The 25,008-nt window shown below is 60.7% G+C and carries 28 protein-coding genes; 13 read left to right on the forward strand and 15 right to left on the reverse strand.

Translation table 11 applies throughout. The features are described from left to right. Window positions 1–2: 2 nt before the first annotated feature. The 5 genes from ACJ8J4_RS09535 to ACJ8J4_RS09555 form a co-directional block, all read right to left on the reverse strand. Window positions 3–707 (reverse strand): hypothetical protein, encoded by a 705-nt coding sequence (locus tag ACJ8J4_RS09535; RefSeq protein ID WP_049208683.1) that lies wholly within the window; start codon window positions 705–707, stop codon window positions 3–5. 16 nt (window positions 708–723) lie between these two features. Then, window positions 724–1,899: a hypothetical protein gene (locus ACJ8J4_RS09540; RefSeq protein WP_043135547.1), complete on the reverse strand. Its 1,176-nt coding sequence runs from the start codon at window positions 1,897–1,899 to the stop codon at window positions 724–726. Next, window positions 1,896–3,182: a hypothetical protein gene (locus ACJ8J4_RS09545; protein ID WP_197836467.1), complete on the reverse strand. Its 1,287-nt coding sequence runs from the start codon at window positions 3,180–3,182 to the stop codon at window positions 1,896–1,898. Before ACJ8J4_RS09545 ends, ACJ8J4_RS09540 begins: the two co-directional genes overlap by 4 nt. 53 nt (window positions 3,183–3,235) lie before the next feature. Next, entirely contained in the window at window positions 3,236–3,760 is a 525-nt protein-coding gene (gene cybB / locus ACJ8J4_RS09550) for a cytochrome b561 (protein WP_197836483.1), read from the reverse strand. Between the two features lie 268 nt (window positions 3,761–4,028). After that, the gene (locus ACJ8J4_RS09555) at window positions 4,029–5,630 is read right to left on the reverse strand and encodes an ABC transporter substrate-binding protein (protein WP_025301682.1); all 1,602 of its coding nucleotides are present in this window, start codon (window positions 5,628–5,630) and stop codon (window positions 4,029–4,031) included. A 174-nt stretch (window positions 5,631–5,804) separates the two neighbouring features. Here ACJ8J4_RS09555 and ACJ8J4_RS09560 point away from each other — a divergent pair, with 174 nt between their 5' ends. Continuing rightward, the gene (locus tag ACJ8J4_RS09560) at window positions 5,805–6,386 is read left to right on the forward strand and encodes a flavin reductase family protein (protein WP_043135548.1); all 582 of its coding nucleotides are present in this window, start codon (window positions 5,805–5,807) and stop codon (window positions 6,384–6,386) included. Here the strand turns inward: ACJ8J4_RS09560 and ACJ8J4_RS09565 are convergent. After that, on the reverse strand, window positions 6,383–6,763 hold the full coding sequence (locus tag ACJ8J4_RS09565) for a winged helix-turn-helix transcriptional regulator (protein WP_060447667.1): 381 nt from the start codon (window positions 6,761–6,763) through the stop codon (window positions 6,383–6,385). The genes ACJ8J4_RS09560 and ACJ8J4_RS09565 overlap by 4 nt on opposite strands. 84 nt (window positions 6,764–6,847) lie before the next feature. On the opposite strand from ACJ8J4_RS09565, the gene ACJ8J4_RS09570 reads away from it, so the two are divergent. Beyond that, window positions 6,848–7,615, forward strand: coding sequence for an NAD(P)H-dependent oxidoreductase (locus ACJ8J4_RS09570; protein WP_197836468.1), 768 nt, complete (start codon window positions 6,848–6,850; stop codon window positions 7,613–7,615). Here ACJ8J4_RS09570 and ACJ8J4_RS09575 read toward each other — a convergent pair. Next, on the reverse strand, window positions 7,612–7,860 hold the full coding sequence (locus ACJ8J4_RS09575) for a hypothetical protein (protein WP_019454278.1): 249 nt from the start codon (window positions 7,858–7,860) through the stop codon (window positions 7,612–7,614). The two genes, ACJ8J4_RS09570 and ACJ8J4_RS09575, sit on opposite strands and share 4 nt — an antisense overlap. A gap of 193 nt (window positions 7,861–8,053) precedes the next feature. Between ACJ8J4_RS09575 and ACJ8J4_RS09580 the strand changes: the two genes are divergently transcribed. Continuing rightward, a complete protein-coding gene (locus ACJ8J4_RS09580) occupies window positions 8,054–8,458 on the forward strand; it encodes an Exc2 family lipoprotein (RefSeq protein ID WP_127146282.1) in 405 nt (134 codons plus the stop codon). A 108-nt stretch (window positions 8,459–8,566) separates the two neighbouring features. Then, the gene (locus tag ACJ8J4_RS09585) at window positions 8,567–9,208 is read left to right on the forward strand and encodes a DsbA family protein (RefSeq protein ID WP_043135553.1); all 642 of its coding nucleotides are present in this window, start codon (window positions 8,567–8,569) and stop codon (window positions 9,206–9,208) included. Window positions 9,209–9,243: 35 nt separating this feature from the next. On the opposite strand, the gene ACJ8J4_RS09590 is transcribed toward ACJ8J4_RS09585, so the two are convergent. After that, window positions 9,244–9,966 (reverse strand): acid phosphatase, encoded by a 723-nt coding sequence (locus ACJ8J4_RS09590; protein WP_060447665.1) that lies wholly within the window; start codon window positions 9,964–9,966, stop codon window positions 9,244–9,246. A gap of 222 nt (window positions 9,967–10,188) precedes the next feature. Between ACJ8J4_RS09590 and feaR the strand changes: the two genes are divergently transcribed. Next, on the forward strand, window positions 10,189–11,088 hold the full coding sequence (feaR, locus tag ACJ8J4_RS09595) for a transcriptional regulator FeaR (RefSeq protein ID WP_049206237.1): 900 nt from the start codon (window positions 10,189–10,191) through the stop codon (window positions 11,086–11,088). Window positions 11,089–11,121: 33 nt separating this feature from the next. On the opposite strand, the gene ACJ8J4_RS09600 is transcribed toward feaR, so the two are convergent. Both ACJ8J4_RS09600 and leuE read right to left on the reverse strand, forming a co-directional pair. Continuing rightward, window positions 11,122–12,621 carry an aldehyde dehydrogenase family protein gene (locus ACJ8J4_RS09600; protein ID WP_025301690.1) on the reverse strand — a complete coding sequence of 500 codons (1,500 nt, stop codon included), beginning with the start codon at window positions 12,619–12,621 and terminating at the stop codon, window positions 11,122–11,124. A gap of 159 nt (window positions 12,622–12,780) precedes the next feature. Beyond that, the gene (leuE, locus tag ACJ8J4_RS09605; protein WP_197822962.1) at window positions 12,781–13,419 is read right to left on the reverse strand and encodes a leucine efflux protein LeuE; all 639 of its coding nucleotides are present in this window, start codon (window positions 13,417–13,419) and stop codon (window positions 12,781–12,783) included. 237 nt (window positions 13,420–13,656) lie between these two features. Here leuE and ada point away from each other — a divergent pair, with 237 nt between their 5' ends. Both ada and ACJ8J4_RS09615 read left to right on the forward strand, forming a co-directional pair. Then, window positions 13,657–14,712, forward strand: a complete 1,056-nt coding sequence (gene ada, locus ACJ8J4_RS09610) for a bifunctional DNA-binding transcriptional regulator/O6-methylguanine-DNA methyltransferase Ada (RefSeq protein WP_025301691.1) — start codon at window positions 13,657–13,659, stop codon at window positions 14,710–14,712. Further along, a complete protein-coding gene (locus ACJ8J4_RS09615) occupies window positions 14,709–15,422 on the forward strand; it encodes a 2OG-Fe(II) oxygenase (RefSeq protein ID WP_197822963.1) in 714 nt (237 codons plus the stop codon). The genes ada and ACJ8J4_RS09615 overlap by 4 nt, the downstream gene beginning before the upstream one ends. Here ACJ8J4_RS09615 and tehB read toward each other — a convergent pair. Together tehB and ACJ8J4_RS09625 are read right to left on the reverse strand one after the other, a co-directional pair. Then, a complete protein-coding gene (tehB, locus tag ACJ8J4_RS09620; protein ID WP_197822964.1) occupies window positions 15,417–16,280 on the reverse strand; it encodes an SAM-dependent methyltransferase TehB in 864 nt (287 codons plus the stop codon). The two genes, ACJ8J4_RS09615 and tehB, sit on opposite strands and share 6 nt — an antisense overlap. Window positions 16,281–16,380: 100 nt before the next feature. After that, window positions 16,381–16,839, reverse strand: a complete 459-nt coding sequence (locus ACJ8J4_RS09625) for a GNAT family N-acetyltransferase (protein ID WP_264383805.1) — start codon at window positions 16,837–16,839, stop codon at window positions 16,381–16,383. 129 nt (window positions 16,840–16,968) lie between these two features. Between ACJ8J4_RS09625 and ACJ8J4_RS09630 the strand changes: the two genes are divergently transcribed. Next, complete coding sequence (locus ACJ8J4_RS09630; protein WP_099817532.1) at window positions 16,969–18,072, forward strand: DUF1615 domain-containing protein; 1,104 nt, start codon at window positions 16,969–16,971, stop codon at window positions 18,070–18,072. Between the two features lie 53 nt (window positions 18,073–18,125). Here the strand turns inward: ACJ8J4_RS09630 and ACJ8J4_RS09635 are convergent, their stop codons facing one another. After that, complete coding sequence (locus tag ACJ8J4_RS09635; RefSeq protein ID WP_049206230.1) at window positions 18,126–19,805, reverse strand: alpha-keto acid decarboxylase family protein; 1,680 nt, start codon at window positions 19,803–19,805, stop codon at window positions 18,126–18,128. 674 nt (window positions 19,806–20,479) lie between these two features. Between ACJ8J4_RS09635 and ACJ8J4_RS09640 the strand changes: the two genes are divergently transcribed. From ACJ8J4_RS09640 to ACJ8J4_RS09655, 4 genes are all read left to right on the forward strand, one after another. Then, entirely contained in the window at window positions 20,480–20,908 is a 429-nt protein-coding gene (locus ACJ8J4_RS09640; RefSeq protein ID WP_025301697.1) for a universal stress protein, read from the forward strand. A 208-nt stretch (window positions 20,909–21,116) separates the two neighbouring features. Beyond that, complete coding sequence (pagP, locus tag ACJ8J4_RS09645; RefSeq protein WP_025301698.1) at window positions 21,117–21,707, forward strand: lipid IV(A) palmitoyltransferase PagP; 591 nt, start codon at window positions 21,117–21,119, stop codon at window positions 21,705–21,707. Window positions 21,708–21,833: 126 nt separating this feature from the next. Next, window positions 21,834–22,322, forward strand: a complete 489-nt coding sequence (locus ACJ8J4_RS09650) for a DUF2501 domain-containing protein (RefSeq protein WP_043135570.1) — start codon at window positions 21,834–21,836, stop codon at window positions 22,320–22,322. A 50-nt stretch (window positions 22,323–22,372) separates the two neighbouring features. Next, complete coding sequence (locus tag ACJ8J4_RS09655; protein WP_043135572.1) at window positions 22,373–22,636, forward strand: putative hemolysin; 264 nt, start codon at window positions 22,373–22,375, stop codon at window positions 22,634–22,636. Window positions 22,637–22,673: 37 nt separating this feature from the next. Here the strand turns inward: ACJ8J4_RS09655 and ACJ8J4_RS09660 are convergent, their stop codons facing one another. Continuing rightward, the gene (locus tag ACJ8J4_RS09660; protein WP_193402557.1) at window positions 22,674–23,291 is read right to left on the reverse strand and encodes a hypothetical protein; all 618 of its coding nucleotides are present in this window, start codon (window positions 23,289–23,291) and stop codon (window positions 22,674–22,676) included. Window positions 23,292–23,397: 106 nt separating this feature from the next. Further along, on the reverse strand, window positions 23,398–24,087 hold the full coding sequence (locus ACJ8J4_RS09665) for a transporter (protein WP_049206228.1): 690 nt from the start codon (window positions 24,085–24,087) through the stop codon (window positions 23,398–23,400). A 138-nt stretch (window positions 24,088–24,225) separates the two neighbouring features. On the opposite strand from ACJ8J4_RS09665, the gene ACJ8J4_RS09670 reads away from it, so the two are divergent. Next, window positions 24,226–25,008 (forward strand): DeoR/GlpR family DNA-binding transcription regulator, encoded by a 783-nt coding sequence (locus ACJ8J4_RS09670; RefSeq protein WP_197836469.1) that lies wholly within the window; start codon window positions 24,226–24,228, stop codon window positions 25,006–25,008.

Genomic DNA, 25,008 nt, shown 5'->3' on the forward strand with positions numbered 1-25,008 from the left:
GCTTAAGGCAGCACCCTGACTTCGCCGTCGTGCAAGGTCAGCACCGCGATCGGGCTGCCGGAGAAGCACTCCCTAAAGATCCAGTCGCTGGGCCGAAACGCCGCCGCAGGCAGCCCGGCCTGCCACTCCTCCCACTGCGGGGTCGGCTTATCCGGCGGTAAAGAGAAAGAGACCAGCCAACCCGCTTCGCAGTGCACCCTTTGGCCGCTCGGGCGGGTAAAGGTGTGCGCACCTGCCAGCTCCATCACCGGTGGTAAAACCTCGAAGGCGATGATCGGCACGCCGGCCACGCTCTGCGGCTGAGGAAAACGCACGGCGGTCACGCCGTTCATCGTGATAGGGCTGTCTTCGGTGCCGGGCAGGCGTGGCTCCTGGCGGTTTACCCAACTGCCTTTCGGCAGCGTCGTTTCACCGAACGGCTTTGCCTCGTCGAGCGTCAAGTAGCTGCGTTGATTCCAACGATCTTCCGCCCGCTGGCTCTTGATGTCCTGGATGGCCATGCCGATCAGCATCAGCGCGAACGCCACCGGGTAGATCGCCAGCGCCGAGGCCAACAGATAGCCGCCCCAGGAAAGCGGCGGGCGCGGGCGGCCGCAGCGGGCGGCGGCGTAGCGCCAGCCCCACCAGGCGAGCAGGATGCCGGCGAGCAGCAGGGCCAATAACAGCGCCAGCAGGCCGGCGGCGCCGGCGCCATAACCTAACAGCATGGCAAGTTCCTTATGTTCACGGCGTGGTGGAGCGATAGCGAACGAAGTAGGGCAGCGCCGGGATCTCCCCGTCATCGTCATAGTGGCTTTCTGGTTCGATCACGGTTTGGCGCGCGTCGTCGCGCCCGTTGTACCGGTACTCCAACGGCTGTCGGTAGTGCACGTCGGATGAGCGCAGATCGAAAATCAGCGAAAGACGCGCATCGCCGTTATCCGTTTGGGCGACCAGCTTATCGTTGCCCGCCCAGAGCTGATACAGCGATTTATCGCCGGTCTCCAGCAGCACCTTCAACTGCCCGTCGGATTGATAACGCAGAAGCTGATACAGCCCTCTGTCCAGCGTTTGTGCGATCAGGTAGATGCCGCCGTCCGGGGCTTGCGCGCTTTCCTCCACGCGCACCAGCAGCCAATGCATTTCAATCACCTCGCCGGTTTTACCGTTAACGGCGATGTGTAACGCGCCAGATCCGAGCACCGGGTTCATCCAGAAATGCACGCGGTCGCCATCAATGGCGGTGAATATCTCGGGTACGGATTTGCGCTTACCGGAGGCGTAAGCCGTCGGTGACTCCTCCTCGCCGCGCTCAAAGCCCAGCAGCTGCCGCGCGTCCAGCAGCGCCGGCAGATCCAGCGTCTGCCGCCAATGGGCGCCGAAGTCCGGGCTGTAGAATACGCCTTCGGTGCTGATGAGATACAGCGCGCGTTTTCCCGGTTGCGCCACCAGTTTGCCGCCGACAAAGGAAGGCCGGTTGTCGTCGCCCTCCGGCCAGGGGATCAGCGCCCCGATGGTACCCCGTTGCACATCAACCAGCCTGCGGCCCTCAGAGAGAAAAAGCACGCACTCCTGCTCGCCGCAAACCGCATCGTGGATCAAGTCGTCGAGTTCCCCCAGCATTTGTAACCCTTTTGGGCCGGCAAACAGCACCTGGCTGAGGTAGTTGGCCGCCCAACCGTAAAAGCTATTGTACGCGCGGTCTTCACTTCTTTTGCTGGTGAGCAGCAGGGCGCCGTCCGGCGCCGGGTAGCTGTGGATGAGATCGTAACGGGCTATCGTCGGCAACGCCTGGTCGCCCCGAGTCCATTGCCACTGCGCATAGCGTTGCTCAGGGGCGAGCAAATAGACGCCCAGCGCGCTGGCTAAAAACAGCGTCAGGATAATAAGGGGTCTTTTATAAAGCGCTAACGTCATCATTTCAGCTCCGTCACCTGAGCCTGCCGCCACAACCTGCGGCGCAGATTTCGCAGGTATTTAAACGTTTTAAACGTGCGGTGCTGGTCAAAAGAGTACAGGCGACAGATCTGGGCGAAACCCTCGATCAGCAGCGCCAGGCCGCTGACCATCAGCATCAGCAGCAGAATAATCGGCGGCAATTCACTGCCGAGGCGCTTCAGGGTCCAGGCATCCAGGTAAAAGCCCGCCGGGGTATCGGCGTTATCCACCACCGTCATGCCGAGCACAAAACACGCCACGATTGCCCCAAAAATGAAGACAACGCGCGCGCACAGGTTAAGGCCGGCTTCGGTGAAGTAGCGGCTGCCGCCGATGAGATAGGTTTGGCGATCGCGATGATTGATGATCCCACGCACCGTCGGCAACTCGGGGACGGTGTCGTTCTCGCAATACAGCACCTGCAGCGGATCGCCTTTGACGATGAAAAGCGGATGTTGCCGACGAAATACCGGGTGCAGTTTGGTATTGGGGACGTTGAGCGCGCGGGTCGTCAACGCGAAGTGCGTCTCCTTCTGACGCCACGCATAAGTGTCCAAATACTGCACCTGCCGCGGGATCTCATAGTGGCAGAGTTCGTAGCTCAGGGCGTTGACCGTCTCTATGCTGGAGGCCTCGACGCCCTCGGGGAGGGGGAACTCGGTTTGTGGCATTGCGGGCACTGGCGCGGCGTCTGCGCGGACGGCCCGGTATCTGATGCCGGGGATTTTCAGGCTGAGCGAGCCGGGCGGCGTGACGTCTTGCCCCTGCAGCACGCGATCCAGCGCTCTGAGCAGGCGCCTGCGGCCGCGGTGCGCAATCAACAGGAGCTCCGAACCGACGAACAGCACCATGCCGATGCCGATAAGGCCGGCGATGATGGCGATAAAGAACAGGACGATGGTCAGCCAGGAATCTTCCCGGTCCATGATGAAAAAGGCCGCCGGGAAACCGCCGGCCAGCGCCGCGCCCAGCAGCAGCAGGGCGAAGTATTTCAGCTTATATTTCAGCTTTCTGTCAGGCTCCAGCCGGCCTTTCGTGCCGTGCAGCAGCCAGTGCAGCCAGTAGCTGCCGTCCCGCAGGCGGTGGGCGCCGATCTTCACCCGATCGCCGGCAGCGAGCCTGGCCAGCAGATTTTCGCTGTCGCTGAAGTCATCGCGATAAAAAAAGAACGTCTGGCCGGAGGCGATGATCCTCACCAGATTGTCGGGCGCCGTCTGTTGGCAAGCGCATTGCTCGACGGTCACATGAAAAAATTGGGTTTGCATATCATTCCCTGTCAGCAGGCGTGGCCCGAAAATTCATCCCTGGCGCCGGATGGTCAGCGCTTTTTCATCAGTGGCAGCATGCGCACCAGCGCATTGTCCTTGACGATATAGTGGTGGAATAGTGCGGCGGCGGTATGCAGGCCGATCAGCCAGTAGCCGAATGACGCCAGCGTTTTGTGCCAGCCGATAATCGTCCGCGCCTGCGGCCGATCGGCCACGTCGGCGAACGGCATCGGCAGGCCGAACAGAAACCACTCCTTACCCCCTAGATAGCGCGAATAGACCCCCAGCACCGGCAGCGTCAGCAGCAGCAGGTAGATCAGGGTGTGCGTCAGGTGCGCCAGGCCGGTTTGCCACTTCGGCGGTTTGGGCGCGATGGCGGGCGAGGGGTGGCGCCAGCGCAGGAACAGGCGGGCGATCATCAGCGCAAATACCGTTACGCCGCAGCTGAAGTGGGTGACAACCAGCACGTACCAAGGGGCGCTGCCCGGTTCGGCAAAGCTCCGCAGCTCGATGGTGACACAGGTGATGACCAGCAGGATCGCCACCAGCCAGTGCAGGCGAATTTGCCACGGCATGTAGGTGTTCTGCACCGGGTTACCTTTTGATGTTAAAGGGTCTGTGCGTCGATGGTAACGAAATGTTACATCGGAGGAAAGCGCGTGCGCGCAATTTAGGCAAAACGCCAGGTTCAGCTCGCTTATTAAGCTATTGGTTTAGTGGGATATGCGTCTGGTGATAGGTGAGCGCCGTAAGTTATGAAGCTAATAATGATAGGTTCAGAGGCTGGCAGCTTATTAAGCGATGAAGCGGGTTGCGCCGCAGTCCGCGCTGCGGCGCCTAAGATCAGTTCAATTTGGCCTTGGCGAAATCGCTGCCGTTCACGTCCACCACATAGCCGCTCAGGTTGCTGCGGGTGGCGTAGAACACTTTGCCGGTGGCCAGCGGCAGCCACGGCGCCTGTTTGGCGAAGATCACCTGCGCCTGTTGATACAGCTTGGCGCGCGCCTGCGGCTGGTTCTCCTGGATCGCCTGCTGGATCAGCCGGTCATAATCCTTATCGCACCAGCGTGCCACGTTGGCGCCGCTCTGCACGCCGGCGCAGCCGAGCAGGGTGGCGAAGTTGTCCGGATCGCCGTTGTCCGAGACCCAGCCGTACAGCGCGCTCTGTTGCTCGCCTTTGCGCAGCCCGGCCAGATACTGCCCCCACTCCCAGGTGACGATCTTGGCCTTCACGCCCACCTTCGCCCAGTCGCTCTGGATCATCTCGGCGATGCGCTTGGAGTTCGGGTTGTAAGGGCGCTGTACCGGCATCGACCAGATGTCGGTTTCAAAGCCCTGTTCCAGCCCGGCCTGCTTCAGCAGCTCGCGCGCCTTCTGCGGATCGTAGGCGTACTCCGGCAGTTTGTCGTTGTAGCCCAGCATGCCCGGCGGCAGCAGTGAATTGGCCGGCGTGCCGCTGTCTTTGAACACCGCGGCGACGATCGCTTTCTTGTCTACCGCGTAGCTCAACGCTTGGCGCACCAGCAGGTTGTCGAACGGTTTTTTCTGGGTGTTGAACGCCAGATAGCCGACGTTCAGCCCGGTAATGTCGTGCAGCTGCAGGTTGCCGTCGGCCTTGATGGCGGCGAACTGTTCCGGTAGCGGCGCGGGGATGATCTGGCATTCGTTGGTTTTCAGTTTGGCCAACCGGGTTTGCGGATCCGGCGTGATGGAGAAGATGAGGTGCTTGCTGGCCACTTCGCCCTGCCAGTAGTGCGGATTGGCGATATAGCGGATCAGCGAATCCTGTTTGTACTGCTGCAGCGCAAACGGCCCGGTGCCGATCGGCCAGTTGTCGACGTATTCCGGCGTGCCCTTTTTCAGCATGGCGTCGGCGTATTCGGCGGACAGGATCGAGGCGAAATCCATCGCCCAGTCAGCGACGAAGGCGGCGTTGGGCTGGCTCAGCGTGAAGCGCACGTGATGCTCGTCCACCGCTTCCACCTTGGTGATCAGCTTATCCAGGCCCATGTCGGTGAAGTATTCATAGTTGCCGCCGGAGACCTTGTGATAAGGGTTAGCGGGATCCTTCTGCCGCATCACGGTGAACACCACGTCTTCGGCGTTGAAGTCGCGTGTCGGGGTGAAGTATTTGTTGCTGTTGAATTTCACGCCCTGGCGCAGGGTAAAGGTATAGGTCTTGCCGTCCGGGCTGACGCTCCACTCGGTGGCCAGCGACGGGGCCGGGGTTTTATCGCTTTCACGCAGCGTCACCAAGCGGTTGTACAGCACCTGCGAGGTGGCGATAAAGGTCGGCCCGGAGCTGGAGAGCTGCGGGTTGAACGATTCTGGCGAGGCGACGGTGCAGTACACCAGCGCATCGGAAGCGGCCAGCGCGCCGCCCGCCGACAGCAGGCCGCAGCCGGCCAGCACCAATCCGGCGATAGGGTGTTTTAAAAACGTCAAGGCAAGATCCTCAGGTGGAGTGGGCCGTTACCGGCGAATTGATCTAACTATAGATAACGGATGGCGAGACGGGGAACAAGCGTCTCACCTGCGCATTCTGTGCGCCCCGCGTTGCCTGCCGCCGCAGCGCAGATCTACACTGCGGGACAATCAGTCACTCGCAAGGATTTCCCGATGAGCCACTTTCGTCCTGTCGCCCTCGAACACGCCAGCCGCCTGCTGAACCACGGCCCGACGGTATTGATCACCAGCCGCAGCCACGACGGCGCCAAACGCAACGTGATGGCCGCCGCCTGGTCGATGCCGGTGGAGTTCAGCCCGCCGCGCATCGCCATTGTGGTGGACAAAGGGGCGCACAGCCGGCAAATGATCGAGGAGAGCGGTGCATTCGGCATTTGCGTGCCGGCGGCCATGTTCATCGACGCCACCTACGCGGTTGGCAGTGTGTCCGGGCTGGATGAAGACAAGTTTGCCCGCTTTCACATCGCCGCAGCGCCGAGCGCCACGCTGCAGGTGCCGCTGATCGAACAGGGTTGCGTGGCGTGGCTGGAGTGCCGCTTATTGCCGGAAAGCGGCGCACAGGAAAAATACGACACCTGCTTCGGCGAGGTGTTGAGCGCGGCAGCGGACGAGCGGGTGTTCCAGCAAGGGCGCTGGAACTTCACCGCCGCCAATGCGGATCTGCACACCATTCATCATCTGGGGGCCGGCAACTTCGTGCGCAGCGGCGAGACGCTGCGGGCCAAACCGCTTTAATCGGTCTCGCGCCCGCGGTCGGCATCATAGCGCTCGCGGGCGGCGTCCAGCTCGGGGAAATGGTATTCCGCCCATCGATCCAGCGCCGCCAGCGTCTCGACCAGCGAGCAGGCGACGGCGCTGAGCCGGTATTCCACATGCGCCTGATTCTTTTCACTTAAATCTAGCCGTTCGAGCAGCCCGTTGCGTTCCAGCTGGCGCAGCGTTTGCGTCAGCACCTTCTGCGAAATGCCGTCGATGCGGCGCAGCAGCTCGCCGTTGCGCATCGGGCGCTGCGCCAGCGCAGGCAGGATCAGCATCACCCACTTGCCGGAAATCAGCGCCAGCGCATCGCGTGCGGAACACTTGCTCGAATAGACGTCGCCGGGATAAGCCATTGGGGGTTACCTTCAGGTGCGTAATTGCCAAGGGGACGATAAAGCCACAGCATAACAGCACCACCTTACAACGGGAGACACAGGATGAACGTGCTGATTGTGCTGGCTCACCCCGAGCCGCATTCTTTCAATGCCCATTTGGCCGAACAGGCGCGGCAGGCCTGGCTGGCGCAGGGGCATCAGGTGAAAACGGTCGATCTGTATCAGGAGGGGTTTGATCCGCGCGAGGGCGCCGGCCATTACCCTAGCAGAAAGCAGGTGGACCGGTTCGATGCGATGCAGGAGCAGCGCCATCACTGGACGATCCAGGCGCTGCCGGCGGAGATCCGGCGGCATATCGAGCTGTTGCGCTGGGCGGATACGCTGGTGCTGCAGTTCCCTTTCTGGTGGTTCGGCGCGCCGGCCATCATCAAGGGCTGGATGGATCGGGTGTTCGTTTACGGCGGGATCTACGACAGCCGCCACCGCCATGAGAACGGCGTGATGCGCGGTAAGCGGGCGCTGCTGACCGTGACCGCCGGCGCTTCCGCACAGGCCTGCGCGCCGAACGGGCGCGACGGCGATATGCGGCTGATGCTGTGGCCAATCATGCATGCGCTGCACTATATCGGCTTTAGCGTGCTGGAGCCGTTCCTGGTCTATGGCGTGCGCGGCGGGTTGGCGGGCGAAGCTCTGCAGGCGCAAAATGCCGCTTTGGCACAGGTGACACAGACGTACCGGGACGGTTTGAACGCGTTTTCCACCTGGCCGGCGGTGCCGTTCAATCGCAATGAAGATTTTGACGCCGATCTGGCGTTGAAGCCCGGCGCGCCGGTCTACAGTCCGTTCGTGCGGCAACGCGATCCGGATTAGAACCCGGCCTTCAGCAGTTCCTCGCGCAAATCGTCGATAATCGCCGGTTCGATGTCGGGGAACTGTTGCTGAATATCGGCGATGGCTTCGGCCACGCTGGGGCCGGCGAAAGTGCCGGAGAAGGGCAGCAGCGGCAGATTGGCGTCGCTGTCCGGCAGTTCGCCGCGGATGGTGCCGGTGATCATGCCCGCTTTTTTTTCCGCCGTGAGGTCGTACTCCCCCACGTTTTTGTCGATCGGTTTCATTGGCCGCCTCGCTGTCGGTGAGTGTTTACCCTGTTCTGTTAAAGCATAGTGTTTCAGGCAATGAATACCAATCAGTGTATATAATATTAATATAAAACAATGTGATGCGTTTTTTGTCGTTTGACGTTTGCCGGGTGGCGGCGCTATGCTCGTGGCGCTAAAGGAACCTTCCTCACTGACAGGGACAGACGACATGAAAAGACTGAAAAGCGCGGCGCTGTTGTTGCCGCTGTTGGCGCTCAGCGCCTGCACCCATCAACTCAGCAGTGCCGAGCAGCATGCCAAACACTACGTTTATCAAACTCGCGACGATTTTGATCCGCAATTCCGCACCGATGTGAACGGCAGTATTAAGAACGCCGTGCCGATGTTCGAACAGTTCTACCAGCTGGGGAAAAAGGATCGCGCGGCAGGCGTGGCGCGCAGCGAGGCGCAGAAAAAGGCCGATTACCTGGCCAGCGCGGAGTTCCAGCAGAACATGGAACACAAAACCATTTTCATTAATCGCGCCTACAGCAGCGCCGACAATCCTAAGCGCCGCCAGGTGCTCTCACAGGAAGCGGTAGGTGCGTACTGGGACGGTTACGAAGGTCGCTGAACATAATCCCTCACAAATAGAAGGTAATAAAAACTGGTCTTCTGGCGGTTATTTGATTATAAAAACCGCCGCTAAGGACGATGTTCATAGATGAAACCAGGAGTGTTTATGTTGGCAAAAGTTAAGCGTTCGTTCGCCGCCGCCGTCGTATTGATGTTGGCGCTGCCTGCGGTTCAGGCCGCGGATTACCGTGCGGGCGAGCAATACACCCGGCTGGATAAGCCGGTGGCCGCCGCGCCGGCGGTGGTGGAGTTCTTCTCCTTCTACTGCGGCCCTTGCTATCAGTTCGCCGATACCTATCGCGTAGGCAGTACCGTGGCGCAGGCGCTGCCCGCCGGTGAGAAAGTCACCAAATATCACGTCAGCCTGATGGGCAAACTGGGCAATGAGCTGACCGAAGCCTGGGCGGTGGCGACGGTGCTGGGCGTGGAAGACAAGATTGAAGGGGCGATGTTCGACGCGGTGCAGAAACAGCGCGCCGTCAACGGCGCCGACGATATTCAGCGGGTGTTTACGGCGGCCGGCATCGATGCCGCTACCTATGAAAACGCGCGCCACAGCCTGCTGGTCAAAGGATTGATCGCCAAGCAGAACGAAGCGGTGAAAGCATTCGAGGTGCGCGGCACCCCGTCGTTCTACGTGGCCGGCAAATACAAGATAGACAATGCCGGCATGGCCAGCACCAGCGTTGAAGGCTACGCCAAAGAGTACGCGGCGGTGGTGCGTTACCTGTTGGACAAACAGCCGTAAACCGGGCCGTCAGGGCGCGGTGCTAGCCGCCGGGTCTATTTCGCCGCGGGTAAATCCAGCGCCTGGCGCAGCTCGTCGCGTGCTTGCCGGTACTGCTGCTGGAAATCCTGCTGCTGTGAAAGCTGCTGGCTGATCACACTGCCGGCGATGCGGCCCATCTCGATATCGGAAGGGTAGTGGATCCCCGCCACCACCCGGTTGTCGCCGTATTGCCAGGCGCGCGTCATGATGGCGGCACGCTTCTCCGGCACCATATTGGCCAGGGTGATGCCCATCAGCGTGCCCAGCGTGGTGTGGCCGGAAGGCCAGGAGCCGGAGCTGGAGCGCTTGACGATCGGCTCGATGCGGCTGTCCAGCATATGCGGGCGCGGGCGCTTCCAGAAATCTTTCGCCGGATCGACCACCGCCGCTTCGGTTGCGACGATGCGATCGAAGAAGGCGCTCACGGCCGGCAACGCTTCGGCGTTGAACTTCGGCCCCATCACGTTGCTGTATACCCAGACGTTCTCTTCCGCATCCGCCTTAGCCTGGCTGGCCATTTCCGGCGTGCGTTTCTGCTGCATGTCGAGCACTTCCCGCAGTTCGCGCTGGGTCTGCGCCGAGTCGTTGGCCGGTGGCGGCGGCAGGATGTGGGTCAGATCCACCTGCTGCGCGGTGGTGAACGGTTGGGCTTCCTCTGCCGCCTGCGCATGGAACGCGGCCAGGGCGCTGGTGGTAAACAAACACAGCGCTAAAATGGATTTCTGCAACGATTTCATCGGGTCATGTCCAGGGAGTCAACGTGAAGGGGGAACAGCCTGTATTTTTGGCGAGGCCTGTGACGATGAGATGACGGTTTCGTGGCGGATTGATGACGGGCGCCCGATGATCTGTGATCGCGGCGCCAAATCCCCCGCTCGCCATTGATTGTGTGTTAACGGATTGTTATGGTGTTTTTCTGTTCAACGGCGCAGCACCGCTGCTGTTTGAAGGGAGAGATCATGACGGCATTGGCAACGCTCCGGGACGTCGGCTTCGAAGAGTGGCTGGGGAAAATCAACACCGCCTGCGGCCGATTCTGCGCGAAAACGTTGGGGCCCGGCTTCAGCGGGGCGATGCAGGAGTTTCGCGCCCATGCCCTGCGCCTGAGCGTGGTCGATGTGTCCCAGGCTCGGCTGTACCGCACGCCGCGTGAAATTGCCCGCAGCGACGGTGCGCACTTTTTCACCGTCATCCAGCTGCGCGGCAGCGCGTTGATGGAGCAGGGCGATCGCCAAACGGTGCTCTCTCCCGGCGACATGACGCTGATCGATGCCTCACAGCCCAGCAGTTTCACTTTCCAGCGCGATTCGCGCCAAATCTCCCTGTTATTGCCGCGCGGCTGCTTGCCGCTGCCGCCGCCTTGCGCTCAGCGTCTGGGAGCCGAGCTCAGCGCGGTGCGCCTCAGCCGCCAGCTGGTGCTGAGCAGCATGCAGGATCCTCAGCTTGCCGCGGCGGAAAGCGAGGCGGTGCTGAATGCGCTGGCGGCGCTGCTGCGCCCGGCTCTGGCGCTCGAGCAGGCGCGGCCGGAGGGGCAGCAACCGGTCTTTGACAAGGCGCTGGCATTGATCGACAGGCATATTCAGTCGGCGCAGCTGCGCCCTGAGTGGGTGGCGGCCGAGTTGGGGGTGTCGTTACGCAGTCTGTATCGGGTGTTCGCCCGTCAGGGGCTGGTGGTGGCGCAGTACATCAGGAACCGCAGGCTGGATCTGTGCGCGCAGGCGCTGCGCAGCGCCGCCGGGCAGGAAAAACTGGCCGGCGTCGGCCTCGACTGGGGTTTCACCGATCACAGCCATTTCTCGACCGCTTTCAAGCAGCGTTTCGGCATGTCGCCGAGCGAGTACCGTCGGCAGTATCAGTAAATCAGGGCGCGGGCCAGGCCCGCGCCGCTTCACTCAATAGCGGATGCAGACCGATTTCGATTCAGTGTAGGCATCCAGCCAATCCGGGCCGAAGTCACGGCCGCTGCCCGACTGTTTGAACCCGCCGAACGGCATGTTCGGGTCGATCAGCGTATGGGTGTTGACCCACACGGTGCCGGCCTGAATGCGCGGCGTCAGCGCCATCGCCTGTTGCAGGCTGGTGGTCCACAGGCTGGCGGTCAGCCCGAAGTCGGTGTCGTTGGCCTTGCTCAGCGCCTCTTCGGCGCTCGCCACCCGAATCAGGTTGACCACCGGGCCGAACACTTCCTCGCGCGTCAGGTTCAGCCGATCGTCCGGGTTGATCACCAGCGTTGGCGGAATGTAGAAGCCGTTGGCGTCCGGCCCGGCCGCGCCGCCGATAAGCTCAGCATTTTTCGCCCGGGCGTCGTCCAGGTAGGCCGCCACCTTGTTGCGGTGCGCGAGCGACACCAGCGGGTTGATTTGCGCGCCGGTATCCATCCCCGGCCCGACCGACAGCGATTTCACCGCCTGTTCGAATCCGGCCACCAACCGATCATAAATCGGCGCTTCAATATAAATTCGCGAGCTGGCGGCGCATACCTGCCCCTGATTGAGGAAGCTGCCAAGCATCAGGCCTTCGATCACCTGCTGCGGATCGGCATCTTTCAGCACGATGGCCGGGTTTTTGCCGCCCAGCTCCAGCGTCACGCGGGTCAGGCGATCCGCCGCCGAGCGCGCGATGCTTTTGCCCACCGGGGTGGAGCCGGTAAAGCTGACTTTGGCGATCAGTGGATGTTCGGTCAGCGCTTTGCCGCACACGGTGCCGCGGCCGGTGACCACGTTGAACACGCCCGGCGGCACGCCGGCTTCGCTCGCCAGCTCGGCGATGCGCAGCAGGGTGAGCGGGGTGGTTTCCGACGGCTTGATGACGATGGAGCAGCCCGCGGCCAGCGCCGGCATCACTTTCCACATGCCGATCATCAGCGGGAAGTTCCAGGGCACGATGCCGGCGACCACGCCGATCGGCTCTTTACGGGTATAAACCTGATATTTGGCGCCCGGCGGCATCGGAATAGAGACGTCCAGCGTTTGACCGGTGATTTTTGTCGCCAGCCCGGCGGTGTAACGCATCCAGTTCAGGGTGCTGCCGACTTCGAAAGCGCGGGCGATGTTGATGGATTTGCCCTGCTCCAGGGTTTCCAACTGCGCCAGCTCCTCGGCGTGCTGCTCCACCAGATCGGCGAAGCGCAGCAGGATACGCTCGCGCTCGACCGGCAGACGCTGCGCCCAGACGCCTTCGCTGAAGGCTTTGTGGGCGGACTGCACCGCCAGTGCGACGTCGTGTTCATTGGCGTCGGCGGTGGTGGCGATCTGCTGCCCATTGGCGGGGTTATACACCGCCAGGCGGCCTTCCGCGGCGGACGCGCGCCACTGGCCGTCGATATACAGCCCATGCTGACGATCGAGAAAACGCGATACGCTATCCAGCACGGCTACGGTATTGTCAGACATACATCCTCCGATCAGGCTCATCAGGTTATCGTTAACCCTGCAAGTCTAGATCAGCGGGAAATCGGCGGCTTTGGTCTGCCTGACATTCGGTTTGTCCTGCGTGTCATTTTGCCGTGACGGAAGGGTAAACCGCGGCCGGCGGGCGCCGGCCGGGAGGGATCACGAGCTCAGGGTCGCCAGACGGGTGGCGAAGCCGAGGAACAGCAGGCCGATGAGGCCGTTGCCGAGCTTCGCCAGGCCTTTCTTGTGATTGAAGAAATGCGCCAGCATCGCGCCGGAGAAGATCAGCGTGCTCATGTAGATAAAGCTGACGGCCTCGAGGATCAGCGCCAGAATGGTGAACGACAGTCCGGTGTGCGCGTAGTTGAAATCGATGAACTGCACGAAGAACGACACGTAAAACAGGATCGCTTTCGGGTTGGTCAGGCTCAGCGTCAGCGATTTGCGCAGAATGCTGTGGCCGCCCTCAATCTGCTCCTGTTGCGCCTGCGCCTTCTGCACGAAGGTGGCGTAGAGGATTTTTGCGCCGAGGAACAGCAGGTAAATTGCGCCGAGAAAACGCACCAGGGTAAACAGGAACGGCGTGGTGCGGATCAGCGACGCCACGCCGATATAGGCGCAGAAGATCAGGATCGCATCGCCGATAAACACGCCCAGCGCGGCGGTATAGCCGGCGCGCACGCCGCGCGATATGCCGGTTTTCAGCACGTACAGCGTATTCGGCCCCGGCAGAATGATGATGAAGACCACCCCGGCCAAATAGGTCCATAAATTCAGGACGCCAAAACTCTCTAACACAATAACCTCTCCATGCGCGCAACTAACAGGCAAAAACACTGGCCACGCCCGTGGCCGGCCGCGATCCTAACGCCGTGCAACCAGGTTGGCAACGTAATAAACTTCATGTTGTTGGTTAAAAATTGTCGAAACATTGTTGAAAACGTCGGCGCCGAATTAAAAAGCAAGAGTCGGCGTGTTTCGCCAACGCCCCATCACTATGCTGGTTAACATCGAAACCGCAGTGAGGAACGGATGATGAAAAACGTAATCGACAGCGCCGATCCGCGCTGGCTGGCGATCGTCAGCCGCGACAAGCATGCCGACGGCCGCTTTATCTACGCGGTGAAAACCACCGGCGTGTATTGCTCGCCTTCTTGCCCGTCACGCCAGCCGAATCGGCAAAACGTGGAGCTGTTCGACGATGCCGAACAGGCGGAAGCGGCGGGTTATCGGCCCTGCAAACGCTGCCGCCAGGGGCTGACCCCGTTGACGGAGCAGCATGCGCGGCAGATAGCCGAGGCCTGCCGCTATATCGAGCGGGCGGAGAAAGCGCCGTCGCTGCAGACGCTGGCGCGCCACGTCGGGTTGAGCCAATACCATTTCCACCGGCTGTTCAAAGCGATCACCGGCCTGACGCCGAAAGGCTACGCCGACGCGCAGCGCAGCCAACGCTTGCGCACCGGCCTTACGCAGCAGGAAACGGTGACCGACGCGATCTTCGACGCCGGCTATGGCGCCAACGGCCGCTTCTACCAACAAGCCAACGCCGCGCTGGGCATGACGCCGAAGGCCTACCGAGCGGGTGGCAAAGGCATGCGCATTCATTTCGCCGTCGGGCACTGTTCGCTGGGCGAGATCCTGGCGGCGCAGAGCGAGGTAGGCATCTGCGCCATTCTGCTGGGGGACGATGCACAGCAGCTGGTGCAGGATTTGCAGGACAAATTTCCCCATGCCGAGCTGATCGGCGGCGACGCGCAGTATGAAGCGCTGATGGCGCAGGTGGTGGGCCTGATTGAAGCGCCGGAGAACGGGTTGGCGCTGCCGCTGGATATTCGCGGCACCGCGTTTCAACAGCGGGTCTGGCGGGCGCTGCAGGCGATACCGGTCGGCGAAACCGTCAGCTATGCCGATATCGCTCGGCGCATCGGGGCGCCCAAAGCGGTGCGCGCGGTGGCCGGTGCCTGCGCCGCCAACGTGCTGGCGGTGGCGATCCCCTGTCACCGGGTGGTGCGCAACGACGGCGCCTTGTCCGGCTATCGCTGGGGCGTCGAGCGCAAGAAAGCCTTGCTGGAAAAAGAGGCGCAGCGATGAGCGGCGCGCTGGCGGCGCGGCTGGCCGAATTGGACTGGGCGGCCATCGAGCGCGAACTCGATGCGCAGGGTTGCGCGCGGTTGCCCAGCGTGCTCAGCCAAGAGCTGTGCCGCGAGCTGGCGGCGCTCTACCCGCAGGATGCGCACTTCCGCAGCCGCGTCGTGATGGAGAAGCACGGTTTTGGCCGCGGCGAGTACCGCTATTTCACCTATCCGCTGCCGTCGCCGGTGGCCGAAGCGCGCAGCCTGATGTATGCGCGGCTGGCGCCGGTGGCCAACCGTTGGAACGCCTTATTGGGCCTGGCGGTGCGTTATCCCGCCGACCATGAGGTTTACCTGGCCGAATGCCACCGGGCCGGCCAACGGCGGCCGACGCCGCTGCTGTTGCGTTACGAAGCGGGAGATTACAACTGCCTGCATCAGGATCTGTACGGCGAGCGGGTGTTTCCGCTGCAGGTGGCATTTTTGCTCTCCGTCCCCGAGCGGGATTTCACCGGCGGCGAATTCGTGCTGACCGAACAGCGGCCGCGGATGCAGAGCCGGCCGGAGGTGGTGCCGCTGCAGCAGGGCGACGCCGTGGTGTTCGCCGTGCATCATCGGCCGGTGGCGGGAGTGAAAGGCTACTATCGGGTCAATCTGCGCCACGGCGTCAGCCGGATACGCGCCGGCCAACGCCACACGCTGGGGGTGATCTTTCACGACGCGCTATAGCTTGCGCGCTAGCAGGGTGGCGAAGCGCAGCGAGATGCGGTTGCCGTTGGCGTCGGTCTTGTGCAGTTGGCCGACGTCCTCGTTGTATTTGAGGATCTCCCAGTCGCGATAATAATGCTTCAGCTCACCCGGGCTGAAGGTGAACGGGAACGGCAGTGGGCAGGGATAATCCTCGGTATCCATCGCCGCCACGATCAGGTTATGGCCGCCGCGCACGGTGCTGTCCTGCATGTTTTGCACGATAGGCGGGATTTGCTGCCGCTCGAGGAACATCATCACCACGGTGGACAGGATGAAGTCGTAGTCACCGCTGAAGCGGTGGGTATTGAGATCCTGCACCCCGGCATTCAGGCGGGTCAGCTGCTCGGCGTCGACGATCTGATTGAGGCGGGCTATCGACGGCGCGTGCTTGTCCCAGGCGGTGACGTCGAAACCTTTCAGATTGAGATAGAGCGAATTGCGCCCGCCGCCGCAGCCCAGATCCAGCGCCTTGCCCGGCGCGATGCGCGCCGCCGCTTCGATCACTTCGGAGTGGGTGCGCGTCAGTTCGTATTTCTTGTGGTAGTAATCTTCCGGCGTGCAGTAAAACGCCAGCCGGCAGGTCATGTCGTCCGAAAAGGAAACGATGCGATGCCACTGCTGCGGTACGATAAACGGCGGCTGGCTTTCGGGGCTGAACTGCCAGGTCTCGGTGGTGGCGCCGTCTTCGGTCATCATGGCGAACGTCAGGTTCCCGCTCAGTACGGTGAGCTTCGCCCAGGTGCCGCTCTGGGTGTTGTGGCGCTGGCGGAAGGCCGCCGGCAGCGTGTCGCTGTTCCATTCTGGCAGGGTTTTATAGCAAAGCAGCTGCTGCTCCATAGGGGGCTCCTTTGGCTGGGCAAGCAAAGTGATTTATATGATGCATATAAAATACATCTTTATTCGTCATTTGAAAATCCCGAGCTTCGCAAACCTATTGCTACAAACGGCGGCGCATACGGGTGGTGACCGCATCGAAACCTAACTTGGAATACAGGCGCGCGGCCGTCGGATTATCGTTGAACACCGTCAGTTCGGCATATTCCGCCCCCTGTGCTCTCGCCGCGTCCAGCACCGCATTTAGTACCCGCTCGCCATAGCCTTTGCCACGCCAGGCGTGCGTCACTTCAAAATCATAGATAAACAGTTGCTTATCGAAGGTTCGTTGCTCAATGGCGTACCAGACGGTGGCGATGCTGTCCTCGACATTCGGCAGCCTCGCGCATACCAACCGTTGGCCGGGCATCGCCAGCCCTCGTTTGAAATTGGCTTCGGCCTCGATCAACGCGTGTTCCTGGCTGAGCTGAAACGAACGCGCCAAATCGTCTGCGTAAGCCTTTACCCCGTATTTACGGTAGTGATCCAGTTCCTGCGCCGTCATTTCTTTGAGTTCGATCATTTTGTTCTCCCTGCGTTGTTGGGTATTTCCCGGCCCACCTGTGCGGCGGAACGGGTATATTTATACTGGATTGTGCGCGGCGGCTGGGCTAATTTCAGTGCTGTTCATGTCATCACGTTCAGGGAAAAGATGCCGATACTTCGTTTATTCCACCCGATGCCCTTCCGTTTGCTAAGCCTGGCCGCGCTGCTGGCGCTGGCGGGCTGTACCAGCAAAACCACCACCACGGCGCCGGCGGCGCGCCCCGCCGACGTCAAAGCCCGACTGATGACGCTGATCCCGGCTAACGCCGGCGATCGGCAGGGCTGGGCTACCGATATTACCGCCGCCTTCGCCGCGCAGGGCATCGAGCCGAGCGATGAGAACCTGTGTTCGGTGCTGGCGGTGACCGAACAGGAGTCGACGTTCCAGGCTAACCCGCAGGTGCCGGGGCTGCCGAAGATCGCTTGGAAGGAGATCGACCGCCGCGCCGATCAGATGCACATCCCGAACTTTTTGGTGCACACCGCATTGAAGATTTCGTCGTCGAACGGCCAGAGCTACAGCGAGCGGCTGGATAAGGTGCGCACCGAGAAGGATCTGAGCGATATCTTCGATGACATGATCGACCGCGTGCCGATGGGGCAGAAGCTGTTCGGCCATTTAAATCCGGTACATACCGGCGGCCCGATGCAGGTGAGCATCGCCTTCGCCGAGGCGCACGCCAAAGGGTACCCTTATCCGGTCGACGGCTCGATTCGCCGCGAAGTTTTCAGCCGGCGCGGCGGTATGTACTTCGGCATTATGCATTTGCTGGGGTACCCGGCCGATTACAGCCGGCCGATTTACCGCTTCGCCGACTTCAACGCCGGCTGGTACGCCAGCCGCAACGCGGCGTTCCAAAACGCGGTCAGCCGGGCGAGCGCCATTCCGCTGGCGCTGGACGGCGATCTTATCGATTTCGGCAGCGACAAGCCCGGTTCGACCGAGCTGGCGGTGCGCACGCTCGGCAAGCGCCTGAACATGAGCGACAGCGCCATTCGCCGGGCGCTGGAGAAAGGCGACACGGCCGGCTTTGCCGACACCGAGCTGTATAAGAAGGTCTATGCGCTGGCGGGCGGCAAGCTGCCGCGTGAGATGCTGCCGGGTATCCAGTTGGAGAGCCCGAAAATCACCCGCAAGCTGACCACCGCCTGGTTCGCCAAGCGGGTGGACGAACGCCGCCAGCGCTGCATGGCGCGCGCCGGCGGGTAACGGCATAAAAAAACGCCGCCGGTTTCCTGAACCACCGGCGGCGCGATCGCGCATCAGGCGCTGCGACGCGGGTTGGTCAGGCCAAAGTTAAAGCTGTTGCAGCGGTTACAGAACTCTTTCATCACCGGCGGCGTGTCCATCATCGGCACTTTCACCTCGATAAACGCCAGCCGATCCTGCCGCGAGGCGTGTTCCAGGGCCATTTCCAGCTGTTGCGTGGTTTCCACCGCCACGCTGAACGGCTGCGCCTGGGTATTCAATACCGCCGGCAGTTTGGCGTAGTCCCACGGGCTGATGTCGTTGTAAGACGAGTTTTCGCCGAGGATATAGCGTTCAATGGTGTAGCCGTCGTTGTTGATCAGGAAGATGATCGGCTTTTGCTCGCAGCGCAGCAGGGTAGAGACTTCCTGCGCGGTGAGCTGGAAGGAGCCGTCGCCGATGAACAGCAGGTGGCGGCGCTCCGGCGCCGCCATCAGGGTGCCGAGCAGCGCCGGCAGGGTATAACCGATCGAGCCCCAAATCGGTTGGTTGACCACCTTGACGCCCCCTGGCATGCGCATGCCGCCGATGGCCGCGCCTGAGGTGCCGTTTTCCACCACTACCACGTCATCCGCCTGGATGAAGCGTTGGATGCGTCGCCACAGATAGGCCTGGTCGATAGGCGCGTCGCTCGGCGTCGCCAGCTTCTCACGGGGATCGGCCAGCGGTGATAAACGCTGCGCCGGCGCGTCTTCGCTCAGATCCAGCAGTGCCTGCAGCAGATCCGCCGTCGCTACCGCTGGGTAGGAGGTGTTGTCCAGTTTCATCGAAAACGGCTGAATATCCACCTGAGCGGCGGCGGGAATTTGCTGCGAGAAATAGCCGGTGGTGGAGTCTACCAGACGTACGCCGAAGCTCAGCACGCAGTCCGAGTGGGCCATGTGTTCATACAGTTCGGGGCGCGACAGATTGCCGCTGTAGCCGCCCATCCAACCGGCGGTGTTTTCCGGGATAATGCATTTGGCGGTGGGCATATTGGTCAGCGGAATGGCGAAGCGGTGAGCGACCGCGATGACCAACTGCTGCAACTGGTAGCGATCCACCATTTGATCGACCAACATGATTGGGCGCTGTGCGCGTTTGATTTTGGTTAACAGCGCCATCGCCGCTAATTGCACATTGTATTTATCGCTGGCCGGTAATTGCGGTGCCGTCGCCGCCGCGGCGATTTCAATTTCCACATCGCAAATATCCGACGGCAGCTGTAAATACACCGGTTTCTTCTCTATCCAGGCGCGGGAAATAACGCGTGGTATTTCTTGTGCGGCATTTTCCGGCGTGATCAGAGCCTGAGCGACGGTGAATTGTTTAAAGCAGTTCATGACGTTGTCGAAATTCCCATCGCCCAGGGTATGGTGCAAGAGCTGATGATTCTTCATCGCATGCAGCGGCGGCGTGCCGGCGATGCAGATAACCGGCGAAGATTCGGCATAGGCCCCGGCGATGCCGGACAGCGCGGCCAGATCGCCGACGCCGTAGGTGACGATCAGCGCGCCGGCGCCTTTCATGCGGGCGTAACCGTCTGCGGCGTAGGAGGCGTTCAATTCATTGCAGTTGCCGACAAACGCCAGCCGCTCGTCGTTTTCCAGCAGCTCCAGCAGGCTGAGGTTATAGTCGCCGGGCACGCCATAAATACGATCGACGTTCAGGGCGTGAAGCTGTTGCAGAATGAATGACCCGATAGTTATTTTCATTGATTGCTCCGGATTATTTATCTTTATTTTGTCAGGCGAAAATCAGCAAAAATAAATTGCTGGCGATGTTGTGTCGTTAGCATTAACAGTTATTTAAAGTCTCAGCTTGTTCAAGATAAGGGGGGCGGCCGGTGAATAGGCGGTTTGTATTCGGCGCTTTACGCGATTGAGTAATACATAAAAAGTAGGGGTATTGGATATTGGAAAGAGACGGTATTTTTCATTGTCGGTATATCGCTAGAGAAGCGGCGGCGCATTGGCATTTATCGTGATGTAGGGTGAGTCATCCGGTACTTTTGACGCCGCGTTAAATCCCATCGGGTGGCGTAACGCTTTTTGCCTGGGAAAGAAAAGCAGAACCTGGCGTAAAGGGGGATTTTGGTGATCCGCAGCACGCTTATTTCATGAAACCACCTTATAACCAATCAAAAACAAAAAATTAACAACGATCGTTTTTTGTCCGCCTTTTTCCGTCAGCTTTGCTTTACGGGCACTGTAGTGCGCGCCACGTCGGGCCGGCGCTAAAATGTGCCGTCACGGGCATTAATATAACGTGGTGGCCATCACATTCCGTAGGAAGTGATACGTAAACTTTTCTCTACGTGCGCGCAGATGGCGTATACCTACCAGAGGGGATGATGTCCCAGCGGTACTGGCCTGTGGGGGGAACTGCGATGAAAAGCTATCGACATATTCTGGTACTGATTCATGATGAGCGTGACGGGCTGCCGTTGCTGCGTCAAACGGTGGCGATGGTGCGCGGGCTGCCGATCGCCCTCACCGTCGGCCACCTTAACGCCGACTACGCCGAGCTGGAGTACGGCAGCGATGCGCTGGTCAAAGATCGCCAGGCGCAGGAGGTGATCGCCGCCAAGGCGATGCTGAGCCGGCTGGTGAGCGCCGTCGAGGCGCCGGTTGCGGTCAAGGAAATCGTCACCATCCGGCGCTTTAAGGACGTGAGCGATTTCATTCATCAGGCCGGCATCGATCTGGTGGTGGTCGGGCACCAAAACCGCCTGTTCGGCCTCTATTCCTCATATTCTCTGGAATTTGTGAACCGCCTCGATGTCGATGTATTGGTCAAGCACCTGGCCCGCGAGTAGCGAACGACAAAGCGGACTTTTCCCACGGTTTTGCCCTCCTAAAGGCGATAGCATAGGGGGAACCGGTGCAACCTGTTAAAAATTATTGGGAATATTCCGGTGCTAAACTTAACCAAAGCACAACGGGCGTTGGATAAATTAGATACAGCTTGATCTTGCCTGGGCTATCGGTAAGAATCTGCGGCCGTATTTTTACAGGAGCTTTACGATGTTTCTCAAACGGACTCTTTTGGCATGTTCTCTGGCGTTGATATTTCCTGCACTGCCTTCTTACGCTGAGGTTGGTACAGAAAGTGGCAATACCGCACAGGCTGAAAAACCGGGTCTATGGCAGCGTTTTACCGATAACGTGGCGGAGACCTGGAACAACTCGCCTAACCACGATCTCTATATCCCGGCCATCACCTGGCACAACCGTTGGACTTACGATGATGAACATATCGATAAGTACAACGAGCGCCCGTGGGGCGCCGGTTACGGCATCTCCCGCTACGACAGCGACGGTGACTGGCACGGCATCTACATCATGGCGTTCAAGGACTCCTTCAACAAATGGGAGCCGATCGGTGGTTACGCCTACGAGAAGATCTGGCGCCCGCTGGATGACAAAGATTTCCGCCTGGGGCTGGGCTTCACCGCCAGCGTCACCGCGCGTGACAACTGGAAATACATCCCTATTCCGGCGCCGCTGCCGCTGGCCTCTATCGGCTATCAGCGGCTGACGTTCCAGGCGACCTACATTCCCGGTACCTATAACAACGGCAACGTGTTCTTCGCCTGGCTGCGCTGGCAGTTCTAAATTTCCTGAATTCCGAAAAATGGCGCGGTGGCGAGATAAAAGGAACTTGTCGCCGCCGGCGGCGTCGGAAGGGTATCCCGGCGCGCTGCGCCGATCGCATGCCGTTATTACAGGAGTTTCACTACTATGATCACCAAACATCGTTTACTGCTGGCCTTGGCGCTGTCCGCTACCCTGGCCAGCGGTGCCTCCCAGGCCGCCGGGCTGATGGATTCCCTCAGCAGCGCGGCGGGTGAACTGAGCAAGTCGGGCGGCGATAGCAGCAGCGGCATGTCACTCTCCTCGTTGACCGGTCTGCTGAACGGCGGCGACAAGGCGCTGAGCTCCAGCAGCATGACCAATGCCGCCGGTATCCTGCAGTACTGCGTGAAAAACAACGTGCTGTCGGCTAACGGCGCCGAAGGGGTGAAAGATCAGCTGCTCAGCAAGCTGGGCATCACCAGCACCGAAAACGCCAAGAGCCAGGATTATCAGCAGGGCCTGGGCGGCTTGCTGCAGACTGGCGAAGGCAAGAGCCTGGATCTGAACAGCCTGGGCACCTCGCAGATCACCGAGAAGGTGAAGCAAAAAGCCTGCGATCTGGTGCTGAAGCAGGGCAAATCCTTTATTTCATGATGAGCGAACGGCGGAGCGCTCCGCCGTTTGTTTTTGCATAAGTTGAAAAAATGAAAAAAACGTTGATGCTTTCCCTGCTGGCAGGGATGACGATGTTGCAGGGGTGTTCCGTGAAATCCAACGAGGCGCCACCACCGCCGCAGGTGAAACCGATCGGCATGGCGAACCCGGCCGACGTGTATTGCACCAAAATCGGCGGCAAGCTGAACGCCAAAGAGAATGCGGCAGGCCAGTATTCCACCTGTACCTTGCCGAGTGGGCAGGAAATTGAAAGCTGGGAACTGTTCCGCCGCGATCATCCGGTGAAAAAGTAACCCTATGCGGCGCCGGCTCTTTCTGCCCGGCGCCCGATCAGAATTGGCGATCGCCTATAGATTGCAGCTGCAGGCTGCCGTTCTTCTGTAGCGTCAGCGGCATGCGCCAATCGCGCTGTTTATCCAGGTTGAATGACCTGGAGCGGAACATGCAGCCGGTCTTGATGTTCTTGATTTTCATCACGTGTTCCGCGTCCGCATTGATTTTTACCTCGAAGCTGCCAGCGGGCGGAATAAAGACTTCCGCCAGCTGCTGCGGCGCCGCCGGCGTTTCCAGCTTGACCAGCACCGCGAAATCGTTGCCCTGATTATCCAGCGTCAGCCGATGCAGACCGGTCGCGGGCAGCCTGGTCGGCTGATGCAGATAACCGGCTGAGGCGGGCCACGGCTGGCCGGCATTGTCGTGCAACGGCCCACCGCACTGTTCACGCGCTTCGCGCAGCGGCATTTCGCGCTTTATTGCGCGGTTGTAATCGGCGGGGGCGGCGAGGCTGAACTCGTCGTCATACTGGTGGGCGCGCAGATAGCGCTTGGCGCCGAGTACCGCGATGGCAACCAGCATGAAGAACAAAAATATCCTCAGGCGATTTTTGAAAATCAGCCCGAACAGCTTCCCGGGGAGTTGAAACAGCCACCTTGCGATCGTCAATAACATCGTTTTCCCTTTACGCCCAAGCCGTTACGTCTGCGGTAACTTCGCTTGCCACAGTATAGCCAAAGCGTTGCCATCGGGCGGCATACGCCATGAAATTCCCGTTTTTTTACCCCAAACCTTCCTCTAGCAACAACAGCAGCAGGAAGCCGGCAAAGAACATCGCGGTGGCGAACGGTGTCTCTTTCCCGCCCTCATGCGCTTCGACCAGCAACTCCTCGGTCACCAGGTAGAGCAGGGCGATCAGGCCAAAGGCCAAAAAGGCGGTCAGCCAAAATGTGCCCAGCATGGCCACCGGCGCCCCCAGCAGGCCACCGATGGGCAGCAGCAGCGCCAGGCCGACTATCGCCGCCATGGCACGCAGCCGCCTGCCGAGAAAGTCTTTCAAATCGCCGACGATCGATAATCCGAGGAACAGCACTTCCAGCGTTAACGCCAGCGTCAACAGCAGGCCGGCTTTGGCGCCGGCCGCGAAGGCAATGCCCAGCACCAGCCCATCGATAAAGATATCGACGCCGACCGCGGCGATAAAACCGACCGGCCCCTGCGCTTTTTCACCCAGCCGCCGAACCAGCAGCATTAACAGCACCCCCGCAGCGCCGCCCAGCAACACCGCCACAGGCGACTGCTGCTTGAGATCGGGCAGGATTTCGGTGGCGGCGGCGGCGAAAACGATGCCGGCGGTAAAGTGATGGATGACGCGCATTGCGGCGTCACCGGGGCGGCGATAGAGCGCCACCGCTGCGCCGACGACGGTGGCTGCGGCGGGAAACAGCGTATAAAGCACGGCGGAGGTCATCGCGTCATAATCCCTTAATGGTGATGTCGCTTTGAGTCTAGACGAGTGCCACCGCTTAGGCGTGGCGAAAAAAGTGATTGTTCGATTATGTACGTTTGTGTACATTCATGATCACTTTAGCGCCACCGGATCCCCGCGATGTCCAAACTGTTACCCAATGAGCGCCATCAGGCCATTCTCGACACGCTTCGCCAACAGGGGCGGGTGCTGGCCCTGGAGATGGCGCAGCGGCTGAATACCACCGAAGCGACCATCCGCCGCGATCTGCGCCAGTTGGCGGCGCAGAACCTGTGCAAACGCATCTATGGCGGTGCGCTGGCGCCGACCCCGGCCGAAGGCCCCATGACGGCGCGCATTGCCCTCAGCGGCGATGAGAAGCTGGCGTTGGCGCAGACCGCGCTGGGGGTGATCGGCGAAGAACAGCTGATCTTCCTCGATGCCGGCAGCACCCACCTGTATCTGGCAGAGCTGTTGCCACGCGATCGGCGTTTGACGGTGGTAACTAATGCGTTGAGCATCGCCGGCAAAATGCTGGAACGGCCGGGGATCCGTACCATCCTGATCGGCGGCGAACTGGATGCGCAGGTCGGCGGCTGCGTGGACGCCAAGGCGGCGGAAGAGATAGACGGGTTTCATTTCGATCTGGTGTTCACCGGCATCTGCGCTTACGACCAGGCCGGTGGCTTTTCCGCATTGAGCTATCAGGACGCCACGTTCAAAAAGCGCTTGCTGACGCGCGCCGGCAGCGTGGCGGTGCTGTGCACCCGCGACAAACTCAATACCTATGCCCCTTACCCCTTCCTGCCCGCCGGGCGGGTAGATCATCTGGTGACGGCGCGCGGCGCGCACCCGCAGCTTGAGTTGCAGGTGGCGCAAGGCGGCGGCCAGATCTGGCACAGCGATTTATCGATCGGAGAATGA

Origin of the sequence: Serratia sp. CY47280 (assembly GCF_052168655.1) — a bacterium.
Classification (GTDB): domain Bacteria; phylum Pseudomonadota; class Gammaproteobacteria; order Enterobacterales; family Enterobacteriaceae; genus Serratia; species Serratia bockelmannii.